This is a genomic window from Pseudomonas sp. LRF_L74 (assembly GCF_965644255.1).
In the GTDB taxonomy this organism is placed as follows: Bacteria; Pseudomonadota; Gammaproteobacteria; order Pseudomonadales; family Pseudomonadaceae; genus Aquipseudomonas.
The window spans coordinates 309,339-322,547 of record NZ_CBFFRH010000003.1; the positions used below are offsets into that span (position 1 = coordinate 309,339).

Below are 13,209 nucleotides of genomic sequence, written 5' to 3' on the forward strand. Positions count from 1 at the left end.
CGCAGTCCGTGCTTTTAGCCCCGATGCGGTCTAGAATCCGCGCTGATCCTCACTTTCTAGGTAGTGCCACGATGTCCTTCGCCGAGCAAATGTCCCGTCTGCAAACATTCCTCGACGCCGATGACCTGCACGAGGAAGCCTTGGACTATGTCGCCGCCCATGGCTACCTGACCGCCCTGTCTATCTGCCCGGAGCCAGTGGGTGAACGCGAATGGATCGATGCCCTGTTCGCCGAGCCACCGCATTACCGTGACGACATCGAGCGGGATGCCATCGAAATCGCCCTGGTCCAGCTCAAGGCCCATATCGCCCGGCAACTGGCCAGTGACGACGATCCGGAACTGCCCTGCGAGCTGGACCTGGGCGATGACCCGGACGACTCCGACCTGCGCGGTTGGTGCATCGGCTTCATGGAAGGCGTATTCCTGCGCGAAGCCGTCTGGTTCGAGCGCGCCGAAGACGAAGTCAGCGAACTGCTGCTACCGATCATGGTGGCCTCGGGACTGTTCGATGAGCAGCCGGAATTCGATGAGATCGCCCGTGATGTCGATCTGGTCGACAGCATGGTCGCGCAGATCCCCGAGTTGCTGACCGCCCTGTTCCTGCTGTTCCAGGCACCGGACGAGAAGCCCGCCCTGCTGAAACCCCGCCCGCACTGAGCCTTGGCGCCGCGCACCATTCATCGCAGCCACCATCGCAGTATCCGTTATGCATTGATCGCGGTGGGCTGGCTGAGCGTGGCCCTGGGCATTCTCGGCATTTTTCTGCCGGTGCTGCCCACCACCCCCTTCCTGCTACTGGCCGCCACCTGCTTTGCGCGCAGCTCCGAGCGCTTCTACCTGTGGCTGGTCAACCATCGCCGGCTCGGCCCATGGATTCGTGACTACCTGGAAGGCAACGGTATCCCGCTCAAGGGCAAGCTCTACGCCATCGGCCTGATGTGGCTGAGCATTGCTGTCTCCAGCTACGTCGTCCCGCTGCTCTGGGCCCGCGCCTTCATGCTGACCAGCGCGATCCTGGTGACGATCTATATCCTGCGGCAGAAGACCTTGGAAAAAACCTGACCCGGCCTCTCGGCCGGGAGGCTCCTTCAGGCGACGAGGGTATGGTTGTCGAGCATGCCCTGGATGATGCTGCCGGCGTCTCCGCCAGACAGCACGACGTTTTCCAGGGTGATGGTCTGATCGATCTTCGCCGCGTCAGCCACCTGGCCGGTGCTGGAAACACTGACCACGGTACTCGTATCGGTCACGTCGAAGCTCAGGTACTGGCTCAAGACATCGGCATCCGTCGGGTCATCGACCCCGACCAGCAGGGATGACAGATCGAGGACATCGCCTTCGGCAGCATTGAAGTCCCGAACCACGTCATGGGCATCGCTGCCACGGTCGCTGGCGTTCCAGACGAACAGGTCGGCGCCGTTGCCGCCAACCAGGATATCGTCGCCGCGCCCTCCGATGAGTCTGTCATCGCCCTCGCCACCGAGCAGTCGGTCAGCGCCGCTGCCGCCTTCGAGTCGATCGTCACCCGCGCCGCCATCGAGCAGTTGCCCCGCACTACCGGCCAGCAACACATCGCTGGCTTCGCTACCGAGCAGATCGCCGCTATCACTGACGACATTGGGCGCCACATGGGCAACGTCGCTCAGGCGGATCACCAGGCTGGCGGTATCGCTGTCGCCATCGGCTTGCGCCAATTTGTAGGTGAAGCGCTCCTCTTGGCCGACGTTGTCCAGCTCGGCATCGGGCACATACGTATAGGAGCCGCTGGCATAAAGGGTCAGGCTGCCATACTGCCCGGCGATGGTGACGCTGCTCTGCACGTCGATGAAATCACTGCCATCGAACAGTTGCAGGGTCGCGCCCTCACTGCCTTTGTCATCGACGGTGCCCCAGGCCTCCCGGCTGTCGAACAGGTCATTGGGATCGGTCAACAGATTGCCGGTTACTGGCGTCACATCGGTTACCCACATCGCCGCCGCGGTGGTGACCATTGTCAGGTTATCCAGGGCCACCCGCAGTTGCTGGTTGTTGTCGGTGCGGTCGTTGGCACTGACCAGCAAGCGGTAGCGACCCGCCTCGAGCGTATCGGTGGTGATGGTACTGCCGGTATTCGGCGTGCCGCCCAACCCCGTGCTTTCCCAACCCTCGTCGCCCAAGCGATAGAGCGTCCAGCTCACCTCGTCACCGCCGGCCTGCGCGGCGATGCCCAGCTCGAAGGAAAGCGTTGCCGTGGTGCCGCTGTCCACCGTGAAGACCGGGGTGAGAACCTCGGTCCGAGCATCGCTATCGCCACTGCCATCCACCAGTTGCAAGGCCTTGTCAGCAACGAAAGCGACCTCCGAGCCATTGATGCCCCAATGACTGTCATCCGCGCCGAACACATCGGTGCTGACCGTCACGCTGCGCTCGTCGCCATCGACGTTGCTGTTGTTCACCTTGTCGAAAATCCACGGATTATCGACCCCGCCCAGGCCATTCTGCACAGTGGAAAAGTTGGCCAGCACCTGGGTTTCGCTGCCCCCTGCGCGCACTACCTGCTGGATCAGCGCTTCGGCGAAATTATCGTAGGCCTGCACTTCGCTGCGATCCTCGACGGTCAGCACGAAACTGCCCTGGGACTGGTCACCATCGCTGTCGAGCAGAACATAGGCGAAGGTTTCATGGACATCGTCGGCAATATCCCTGTCCAGGCTATAGGTGTATGCGCCAGTGAGCAGATCGATGGTGAAGATCGCGCCTTCTTGGGTGGTGAAGGTCAGCAGGTTGCTGTCGGCGGCATACCCAGGAGAGCTGCTGTCGTAGACGACGCCAGCATGGCTGATCGAAAGCAAAGGCTGCGCGGCGGCACCGTCGGCACCGAAGCCCCCTCCGGCAGCAGCGTTGTAGTCGAGCAGGTTACCTGAGACAACCGCCGCACCGACGGTGCCTTGCAAGGTCTCGTCCAGTTGCGCAAGGTCCTTGACCAGTAGCGCATCGGTATCCGTTGCGGTCTGTCCGTCATAGGCAATGGGATCGAGCTGCTGCTGATCCTTGGTGCTGCCCAGCCCCATGCCAAGGGCATAGGACTTGATGAGGTTTTCCTCGAGAAAGGCGATCCAGGCACTTTCTTCGACGCCATCGATACCCTCATTCCCGGCCGAGCCCTCGATCCCCCAGTCCGAATTCGCCGTGGGCTGGCCGTCGGAGAGAAAGTAGGAGACGTTCTGCGCATCCACGATCCTGCCCGGATCGGCGAAGGCCTGCTGGGCTTCGAGCAAGGCGGCATCGAAGTTGGTCAGGCCATTGCCGAACATGTCGGACAGTTGCTCGATGACCTTGATCGCATCCTCGGCGGTCAGCCAGAGCTGCCCGGAATTGGCCAGGTCCGAGGTCGCCTCGGAGGCGAAACCGACCAGGCGCACCATCACGTCGCCCAGGCCGTCGTAGGCATTGATCAGGTTGATGATCGTCGCCTTGGCCAGGGCCATCCTGTTGGCGAAGTCAGTGCCCCTCGCCTCGTAGTCCATGCTGCCCGAGGTATCGAGGATGATCATCAGGTTGGTGTCGGCACTCGGTTCAGGCGTGGAGACCTGGAGGTCCTGGGCCAGGGGGGCGTCGTCGCGGATGTTGACGCGGATCGAACCTTCGTTGACCCCGCCATGACTATCCTCGACACGCACCACGAATTCGTAACCCACGCTGTCCGAATCAGCCGGATGATCGAGCGCCGCGCTCAGTTCTACGCTGTACTCGCCAGTGGCATTGATGCTCAGGCTGACCACGGCCTGCCCACCAACGCTGCCGACAAGCCCGCCCGCACCATCACTGCTCCAGAGCACAGGCTCGCCGTTGGAGGTGAACTCGCCGTCCGGCGGAGCCACCAGCGAAACCGCCAGCGTATCGCCATCCGCGTCACTGATATTCAGCGAGCCCTCGATCCGGGTCGTGGTGATACCGACTCCACTGCCACCATCCAGGCCACTTTCGTAAAGATCCACTGTAGCCGTGCCCACTTCGGGCAAGTGGTTATGGCCAGTCAGCGTCAAATTGAACTGGCCGGGGACCACAGTCCGGTCGCCATCCATGACCCGATACTGGAAGTTCAGAATCTCGGTCCCGGGCTCCAGCTCTCCGGGGGTATACAGATACTGGCCGCTGGCGAAAAACTGAATGGTGCCGCGCCCGCCGCCAAGCTCGATACTCACCGGATTGCCATCGAGCAACGGGTGGACCCGCCCCTCGAAACTCACCGCCACCAGCGGAATGCCATTGCCATCGGCATCCTTCAACCAGCCATCGGCCCCAGCCTGGTCGGCCACGCCACCGTGACTGTCGCCAGCCAGCAGATTGCCCGCCAGGGTGCTTACGGTGCCGTCCAGACCGGCATGGTAGCTGGCGGAATCGACCTGGGTTACAGGTGAGTCGTCGTTCACCTGCAAGGTCAGGCTTCCCACTGCGGCGTCACCATTGCCGTCAGTCACCTGATAGTCGAAGTTGAACGTCAGAGTGCCCTCGTTGATCTCGCTCGGCCGATGCTTCAAGGCATTCAGTTGGGTAACCGAATATTCTCCCGAGGCGCTGTCCAGGGTGATCCGCAGCACATCCACGGCGCCCTGCCGGACCAGCAGCCCATCGTTGGTTTGCACATAGGTGAAACCTTCTGGCGCGCCCGTCGCCAACAGGACGATAGTGCCGGCACCGTCCGGCCCGAAATCGTGACTGAGGATGCCTGTCGTATTCAGCGAGTCCTCGATATCGTTCACACCACCGGGGTTGCCTCCCGGCAACGCGTCGTCGTCCATCAACACCAGCAGATTTTCGCCGGTGCCTGGCAAGCCACTGGGCGTGACGCCAGGTATCGCGTCGGGCTCCTGGTCCAGCGCATCGAACTCGTTTTCCGGGAACAGCGGCACCGCCACCAACCCAGCAGTCGGAAAACCGGTGGTGGATGAAACGACGCCACCAACGGCATCGAGCAGCACGAAGGAGCTTCCGCCACCACCGCCCGCGCCAGCAGCGCCTACCGCCGGCCCGGCGGCTGTCGCCTCGGCCTGTCGTGTCGGGTCGACGCCAGCCTCGATGGCCGCTTGCAGTTGCTCGACGTCGTTCAGGTCCGCATCACTTGCCGGCGCAGGCTGATCATTGGCGGGTCGCTCCACGGGTGTACCGCTGAGCAACTGCTCGCTCAGTACGATCTCGCTGTCGCGGCCAAGCACCAGTTGCTGGCCTCCCGGCAGGTTCACCGAGACAGCGCCGCCCGCACCGGTCTGCAACCGTTCACCGGAATAGACTCGGTCGCCCTCTATCAGCAATCGCCGCGACCCATCGCTCGCCAGTGCGAAGACCTCGCCGACAACCTGGACAACGACCCCCATCAACCTCGCCATACACCTTCCTCCGTACCGCGCCCGATCAAGTGGACGCACTCCATGTAAGGGGATCCATCACCTGGTTTGATACGGAGGAAACACTGCCTGGAAATACTGGACGACCACCTTTCAAGCGGGAAATGACAAAAAAACGTCACGTCCGGAAACCGCCTAATCCATCAGAAAAAACATCCCCACACACAACTCGAAAACGTGACCTTCCCGCCAAAAAGCAGCATGAAACGCCTGCCAGGCGTCTTTTTACCTGTTATTCGGCGAGACAATGTGCTGCTTCTCCCATTTCCACTAATATTTTTTTGGAATATGTCCAATTCCAAATATTTCTTAGTAAGCTGAAAAATATGTTCATAGACTTGAACTTACAAGCGCAGTCAGCTTGAGAATGGAATTAAGTCATTAATTTGACTAACAGAAAAAACACTAAGCAAGGAGAGATAGAATGCGCGCGCTTGCCCCTCTGTATGGCGGTTTACTGCTGGCCACCGCATGCTCGTCGGCACTGGCAATGAACCTGACCGAGGCCATTCAGAGCACCATTGACACGCACCCCGAACTGCGGGCAAGCATCAATAGTCGTCTCTCAGCCAATGAAGACCTGAAGTACGCCAAGGGTGGCTACCTTCCGACTGTAGACCTGATGGCCGGAACTGGCCGGGAAAGTACCGACAGCCCAAGCACCCGAGCCCAGGGCAATCACCACAAGGAAAACCTCAACTACCGCGACGCCGAGCTGCGCCTGCGGCAGATGCTGTTCGACGGCTTCAATACGCTCAACGAAGTCGGCCGCACCAAGGAAGTGGTCAACTCCCGCGCCTATTACGTGCAAGGCACCTCGGAAAGCCTCGCGCTGAGGGCCGTGGAGGTTTATCTGGAAGTGCTCAAGCGCCGCGAAATGGTCGCCCTGGCCGAGAACAACATGCAGGCCCACAGCCGCATCCACGACCAGATCGGCCTGCGCAGCCAGCGTGGCGTCGGCAGTACCGCCGACTTCGACCAGGCCGAAGCGCGCCTGGCCCTGGCCGCGAACAATCTCTACACCGAGCAGGTCAACCTGTCCGACGCGGAAGCCAATTTCATCAGCGCCGTCGGCCGCCTGCCGGATCAGTTGGAAGCCCCCGCCTCGCTCAACGGCAGCCTGCCGGAAAACCTGCTCGAAGCCCGCCAGGCCGTGATCGACAACAACCCCTTCCTGAAATCGGCCCAGGCCGACGTCAATGCCGCCGAGAAACAGTACGAAGTGGCGAAGTCCCCCTTCTACCCGCGTTTCGACGTGGAATTGGCGACCACCGCCAACGACAACGTCCAGGGTGACGAAGGCCACTACAACACCTGGCGAGCCGGTGTGGTGATGAACTACAACCTGTTCAACGGTACCCGTGACAAGGCCCGCCTGGAGTCGGCGGCGCACCAGATCAACCAGTCCATGGACATTCGCAACAACGCGCTGCGTACGCTCAACGAAAACCTGGCGCTGTCCTGGAACGCCATGGAGAACGCCCGCCAGCAAACACCGCGCGCACGGGATTACGCCGACTACACCGCCCGGGTTCGTGCGGCTTACCAGCAACAGTTCAGCCTTGGCCAACGCACCCTGCTCGACCTGCTGGACAGCGAGAACGAACTGTTCACAGCCAACCGACGCTATGTGGAAGTCCGCTACACCGAAGAGTTTTCCATGTACCGCGTGATCTCTGCGATGGGTGAGCTGCTGCGGCGCCAGCAAGTGGTACTGCCTGCGGAAGCGGTCGCCGCATCGGAAGTGAAGAGCGAAGCACGCCTGCCTGAGCTGAAGTGACGATGGCCAGGCGAGCAGCGCCCTGATGACGCTGCTCGCCGCTCAGGAGAAGACACCTTGACCCACATGGAACCCGCTCCTGCGCACGATCAGCGCCAGAGCCACGACGACCCGCTGCTCGATGGCTTGCTGATTCTTTGCTCCCTGCATGACTGCAAGGCCAGCCGCGCCAGCCTGACCGCCGGGCTCCCGCTGCCCGCCCAACGCCTGAGCACGGAACTGCTGCCGCGCGCGGCCGCCCGTGCCGGCCTGCAAGGTCGCGTGCTGCGCCGCGAGCTGAGCAGCATCTCGCCCCTCAACCTGCCGCTTCTCCTGCTCTTGAAGCATGGCCGCAGCGCGGTGCTGAGCCGGATTGGCGAACAGGGCCGCCTCTTGATCCTGCCATGCGAGGCGGATGGTGGCGAACAATGGATCGAAGCCGAAGAACTGGACCAGGAGTACAGCGGGCAGGCCTTCTTCGCCCGCCCGCAACACCCGCTGGAAAGCGTGCGCAAACCACTGGTGCCCAGGGTCGATGCCTGGTTCCGCGACACTCTGCGGCTGTCCCGCAGGCTCTATGCCGACGCGCTGCTGGCCAGCCTGCTGATCAACCTGCTGGGCCTGGCGGTACCGCTGTTCGTCATGCAGACCTACGACCGCGTGGTGCCCAATCAGGCGACCGCGACCTTATGGGTACTGGTGATCGGCCTGTTCATCGGCAGTAGCTTCGAACTGCTGCTGCGGGTACTGCGCTCGCACTTGCTGGACATCGCCGGCAAGAAGACCGACGTGGTGCTGTCGGCCACCCTGTTCGAACGCATCACCGGCATGGCCATGCGCGCGCGCCCCGCCACGGTCGGGGGGTTCGCCCAAAGCATCCATGACTTCCAGGGACTGCGCGAATTCCTTACCGCCGTGACGCTGACCAGCCTCATCGACCTGCCGTTCTCGCTGCTGATGATCCTGATCATCGGCCTGCTCGGCGGCTGGCTGGTGGCTATCCCGCTGCTCGCCTTTCCGCTGACGGCCCTGTTCGCCCTGATCATCCAGGCTCGGCTGCGCGATACGGTGCAAAAGAGCCTGACCCTGGGCGCCGAGCGCCAGGCACTGCTGATCGAAACCCTGGGCGGCCTGGAAACCCTCAAGGCCTGTGGCGCCGAAAGCGAACGCCAGCACCGCTGGGAAAAGACCCACGGCGCCCTCACCCGCCTGGATAACCACGCGCGCTTTCTCGCCGGCCTGGCGACCAATGGCACACTGTTCCTGCAGCAACTGGCCGGCATGTCGACCATCGTCGCCGGGGTCTACATCATCATTGCCGGCCAACTGAGCGTCGGCGCCCTGGTGGCCTGCTATATGCTCGGAGGTCGCGTACTGGCCCCGCTGGGGCAGATCGCCAGCCTGATTACCCGCTACCAGCAAGCCCGCCTGACCATGACCAGTACCGACGCCCTGATGGCCTTGCCCCAGGAGCGCGAGGCCGGTCAACGCCCGCTGGAGCGCGCCCACATCAAAGGCGCCATCGAAGCCCGGCAGGTCAGCTTCAACTACGCCGGCCAGGACATCCCCGCCCTCGACAAGATCAGCCTTCAGGTCAGCGCCGGCGAGCGGGTCGGCATCATCGGCCGCAGCGGTTCCGGCAAAAGCACCCTGGCCCGCCTGTTGATGAATTTCTTCAGTCCCGGCGAAGGCCAACTGCTACTCGACGGACTCGATCTGCGCCAGTTGGACGTAGCCGACCTGCGCCATCACATCGGCTACGTGGCGCACGACATGCCGCTGCTGGCCGGCAGCCTGCGCGACAACCTGACTCTTGGCGCACGCTACGTCAGCGATACGCGCATGCTCGAAGTGGCCGACCTGACCGGGGTTTCCGAACTGGCGCGCCAGCACCCGCAAGGCTTCGACCGTCCCGTCGGCGAGCGCGGCCAGTTGCTCTCGGGCGGGCAACGCCAGGCCGTGCTGATGGCCCGCGCGCTGCTGCTCGACCCACAGATTCTGCTGCTCGACGAGCCAACCAGCGCCATGGACAACGCCAGCGAGGATGCCTTGCGCACACGCTTGCACGGCATCGCGCAAGGCAAGACGCTGCTGCTGATCACCCACCGAGCCTCGATGCTGACCCTGGTGGATCGCCTGGTCGTCATCGACAAGGGCCAGGTCGTCGCCGATGGCCCGAAGGACACCGTCATCGAAGCATTGCGCAAAGGCCGTGTCGGCCTGGCCAGCGTCTAGGAGATTGCGATGGAGCTGGGACACTCGTTGCGCGGCTACTTTCGCGGCGCGCGGCAAGACACGGAATTCATGCCCGAAGTCGATGGCGCGGTCCAGCAGGACTCGCCATGGCTGGCCCGGATAACCGTCTGGGCCGTCTCGGCCTGCCTGCTAACAGCACTGGTCTGGGCCAGATTCGCGGTCCTGGAAGAAGTCACCACGGGCGAAGGCAAGGCCATTCCATCGAGCAAGATCCAGGTTATCCAGAACCTCGAGGGCGGCATCGTCACCGAGATTTTCGTGCGCGAAGGCCAGGTCGTGGACAAGGGCGACAAGCTGCTGCGCCTGGACGACACACGCTTTCTATCCAATCGCGGGGAGACCGAAGCCGACCGCTTCGCCCTGAGCGCACGCATCGAACGCCTGAGCGCGGAGGCCGAAGGGCGCGAGCTGAGCCTCTCGGACGATCTGGTCAAACAGGCACCACAACTGGCTGAAGACGAACTGGCCCTGTTCCGCTCGCGCCAGCAACGCCTGAAAAGCGAGCAGAACACCTTGGGCGAACAGCTCAGCCAGAAGACCCAGGAACTGGCCGAATTTCGTTCCAAGGCCCAGCAATACCGCAACAGCCTGGCCTTGGTTCAGCAGGAACTGAACATGTCGGAACCGCTGGTCAACACCGGCGCCATCTCACCCGTGGAGATCCTGCGCCTGCGCCGCAGCGCGGTAGAAATACGCGGCTCCCTGGATGCCACCACCCTGGCCATTCCCCGTGCCGAATCGGCGATTCAGGAAATCCGCAGCCGCCAGGAAGAATCGACCCTGAGCTTCCGCTCCGACGCCTTCAAGGAACTCAACGAAACGCGCACGCAATTGAAGAAAATCACCTCGACCACGGTGGCCATCGACGACCGGGTCAATCGCGCCCTCGTCGTCTCGCCGGTAAAGGGCGTGGTCAAGCAGCTCAAGGTCAACACCATCGGCGGCGTGGTTCAGCCAGGTAATGACATGCTCGAGATCGTGCCGCTGGAAGACAACCTGCTGATCGAAGCACGCATCCGCCCGCAGGACGTGGCCTTCCTCCACCCCGGGCAAAAAGCCACGGTCAAGTTCACCGCCTACGACTACACCATCTACGGAGGCATGAAGGCGAGCCTGGAACTGATCGGCGCCGACACCATCGCCGATGAGGACGGCAACAGTTTCTACCCGATCCAGGTGCGTACCGAGAAGAACCACCTGGGCAGCGAAGAACACCCTCTGTTGATCATTCCCGGCATGGTGGCGACCGTCGACATCGTCACCGGCGAAAAGAGCGTGCTCGACTACCTCCTCAAACCGGTACTCAAGGCCCGCTCGGAAGCCATGCGCGAACGCTGAAAGAGCCTAAGCGCTGGTGTTGAAGACACGACAATTCGCCAGGCGGGTCGGGACGCGCATTATCCACCGCTGCGCATCGCCAATGGCGGATAAACAGAGCGCTGGCTGCGTGCTTCGGTCCACCGCCCCTCAAAGCCCTCGATCTTCCCGACAATGATTGCGCCTGAAAGTCTGCGCCCCCATCGCCTCGATCTGCCCTTCGATCAGCGCTTCGAACGGTCTCAACAGGGCCGAATAGTCGCATGCTTCCTGCAACTCCAGCGCCAGCGCAATCGCCTCGATGGTCGATAACGCATCCGCGGCCGGCGCCTTGCGCAAGCGGTAGCGCGAGCCCCGTCCCTCGGGCAGACTGACGCGAGGCAGGGCCGCGAGCCAGGGGTTGAGGTGCAACAGCTTGCGTGCCTTACGCCAGGTTCCGTCGGGAACCACGAGCAACAAAGGTCGCAGCTTCTCTTGCGGCGAATCGGGCAACGGCAAGACTGCGGCCCGCTCGCCCGGAAACAGCAGGCGAATACGATAGGCCTCGCTGACGTCAGGCGGCAGCGGCTCGAAAATCTCGCCCACCTGTAACTGTGCATTGCGCAATCCCAGAACCGCCAGTCGGGCAGTATTCAGCGCATGGCTCTGCTCATCCGGGTGCTGCAAGACAAGCACACGGGTAGCACTCGACAATGAGGGAATCAGCCCACACAGGCAGTGGCTGGATGGCCGGCAACAACGAGGGCAGCGAGGGCGGGACATGACGGCTCCGGGCAATGGCCACACAGTGTGCCACAGCCCGGTTGGCGCCGATCAGCGATTGAAACGCTCGGCCAGACTGTGCAGGTACTCGGCCATGCGCTCCAGTTCGACCCCCAGCTCGGCGCCCTGGTTGGCCTGGGCGGCACTGTTATCGGACAACTGGGCGATACGGGTGATCTGCCGACTGATGTCCTCGGCAACATGGGCCTGTTGCTCGGACGCGGCGGCCATCTGCTGGCTCATGCCATTGATGCGACTCACCGCCTGGCTGATGCCGTTGAGCGCCTCGCGAACCGCTTCCACGCTGCGTACGCTTTCACGCGAGATTTCTTCGCCACGGCTGGCAGTGAGCACGGCCCGGTCCGCGCCATTGCGCAACGACGAGATGATCTGATGGATCTGCTCGGTCGACTCCCGTGTGCGCCCGGCCAGCGCTCGCACCTCATCGGCAACCACGGCGAAACCACGCCCCTGCTCGCCCGCACGCGCCGCCTCGATAGCCGCATTGAGCGCCAGCAGGTTGGTCTGCTCGGCGATGGACGTAATCACATCGGCAACGCTGCCGATCGACTGGGTCGCTCCCGCCAGCTCGTTGACTGCCGTGCCAATGGCCTGAACCGCACTCTCCATGTTGCGCATCGCCTCCAGGCTGCCGTCGGCCAGTTGCCGGCCAGATTGGCCAGGCCTTCCGCTTCTTCGGCGGCATGCGAGGTGTTCTGTACGTTGCTGGCGACTTCCTGGATCGTCGCGGCCATCTGGTTGATCGCCGTGGCAGACTGGTCCGTTTCGTTACGCTGCTGCTCCAGCAGGTCGGCTCCCGAACGCGACAACTGGGCGGACTGTGCAGCGCGGGTTCGCACGCCATTCCCCGTGTCCTCCAGGCGGGTCAATGCCGTCTGCAGGCGCGCCTCCTCGCTGATCATGGCCATGTCCAGCAGCGCCTGGGCACCCCGGTTATCACTGTAGGTCAGGGCGACCAGCGCACTGGTGAAGGCCTTGGGATGCTCGGACAGGGTGCGGCGGATCAACTGACACTTGCTGTACAGTTGCCAGGAACCCAGGGCGAACAAGGCCACGACGGTGAAGCCCTGCAGCCAGGGACCGCTCAATATCCTGTGCGAAGCGAAAAGCGCCAGGCCCGCAAGGATCAGCGGCCAGGAACGCAGCAGGTCGTAAGTCCAATACTCCAGTAGCGGCACTGGCGGCTTGCCGGCGCTCAGGCGGGCATAGAGTTTTTCCGCACGCAGCTTCTGCGCCTCGCTGGGTACCGAACGCACCGACTCGTAGCCGGCCATGCGACCGTTCTCGTAGATCGGCGTGACATAGGCGCTGACCCAGTAGTAATCGCCATTCTTGCAACGGTTCTTGACGATACCCATCCAGGGCTTGCCCTGCTTGATGGTTTCCCACATGTGGCCGAATACGGAAGGCGGCATGTCCGGATGACGGACCAGGTTGTGCGGCTGGCCGATCAACTCCTCACGGCTGAAGCCGCTGATCTCGACAAACGCATCATTGCAGTAGGTGATAGTGCTGTTCAGATCAGTCGTGGAGATAAGGCGATCAGCATTTGCAAAGGTTCTTTCCCGCTGGGTGACAGGTTGGTTTTGGCGCATCGCGACCATCCTTGACTGAATGACGGTGGAATTCCTGACTCACCGTTATTGTCTAGCACAGACTATGCCCTTCGGCATGGCGGCGCAGAAAATCAACGAATGTCCTTTCCTGG

Annotated in this window: 8 protein-coding genes and 1 pseudogene; 5 read left to right on the top strand and 4 right to left on the bottom strand. The window is 62.5% G+C overall.

Features of this window, described 5'->3' with window-relative positions; translation table 11 throughout:
• The first annotated feature begins 71 nt into the window (after positions 1-71).
• Together ACSZPK_RS10060 and ACSZPK_RS10065 are read left to right on the top strand one after the other, a co-directional pair.
• Entirely contained in the window at positions 72-659 is a 588-nt protein-coding gene (locus ACSZPK_RS10060; RefSeq protein WP_437881315.1) for a YecA family protein, read from the top strand.
• Between the two features lie 3 nt (positions 660-662).
• Positions 663-1,064: a YbaN family protein gene (locus ACSZPK_RS10065; RefSeq protein WP_437881316.1), complete on the top strand. Its 402-nt coding sequence runs from the start codon at positions 663-665 to the stop codon at positions 1,062-1,064.
• A gap of 26 nt (positions 1,065-1,090) precedes the next feature.
• Here ACSZPK_RS10065 and ACSZPK_RS10070 read toward each other — a convergent pair whose 3' ends face one another.
• Entirely contained in the window at positions 1,091-5,356 is a 4,266-nt protein-coding gene (locus ACSZPK_RS10070; protein WP_437881317.1) for a retention module-containing protein, read from the bottom strand.
• Positions 5,357-5,810: 454 nt separating this feature from the next.
• Between ACSZPK_RS10070 and ACSZPK_RS10075 the strand changes: the two genes are divergently transcribed.
• The 3 genes from ACSZPK_RS10075 to ACSZPK_RS10085 are packed head-to-tail and all read left to right on the top strand — an operon-like array spanning position 5,811 to position 10,739.
• Positions 5,811-7,166 carry a TolC family outer membrane protein gene (locus ACSZPK_RS10075; protein WP_437881318.1) on the top strand — a complete coding sequence of 452 codons (1,356 nt, stop codon included), beginning with the start codon at positions 5,811-5,813 and terminating at the stop codon, positions 7,164-7,166.
• A 57-nt stretch (positions 7,167-7,223) separates the two neighbouring features.
• The gene (locus ACSZPK_RS10080; protein ID WP_437881319.1) at positions 7,224-9,380 is read left to right on the top strand and encodes a type I secretion system permease/ATPase; all 2,157 of its coding nucleotides are present in this window, start codon (positions 7,224-7,226) and stop codon (positions 9,378-9,380) included.
• Between the two features lie 9 nt (positions 9,381-9,389).
• Complete coding sequence (locus ACSZPK_RS10085; RefSeq protein ID WP_437881320.1) at positions 9,390-10,739, top strand: HlyD family type I secretion periplasmic adaptor subunit; 1,350 nt, start codon at positions 9,390-9,392, stop codon at positions 10,737-10,739.
• Between the two features lie 129 nt (positions 10,740-10,868).
• Here the strand turns inward: ACSZPK_RS10085 and ACSZPK_RS10090 are convergent, their stop codons facing one another.
• From ACSZPK_RS10090 to ACSZPK_RS10100, 3 genes and pseudogenes are all read right to left on the bottom strand, one after another.
• Complete coding sequence (locus ACSZPK_RS10090) at positions 10,869-11,480, bottom strand: tRNA-uridine aminocarboxypropyltransferase (RefSeq protein WP_437881321.1); 612 nt, start codon at positions 11,478-11,480, stop codon at positions 10,869-10,871.
• A gap of 51 nt (positions 11,481-11,531) precedes the next feature.
• Positions 11,532-12,119, bottom strand: coding sequence for a methyl-accepting chemotaxis protein (locus ACSZPK_RS10095; protein WP_437881322.1), 588 nt, complete (start codon positions 12,117-12,119; stop codon positions 11,532-11,534).
• A 487-nt stretch (positions 12,120-12,606) separates the two neighbouring features.
• Positions 12,607-13,096 (bottom strand): annotated as a pseudogene (locus ACSZPK_RS10100) (PAS domain-containing protein); the annotation flags it as partial.
• Positions 13,097-13,209 lie beyond the last annotated feature (113 nt).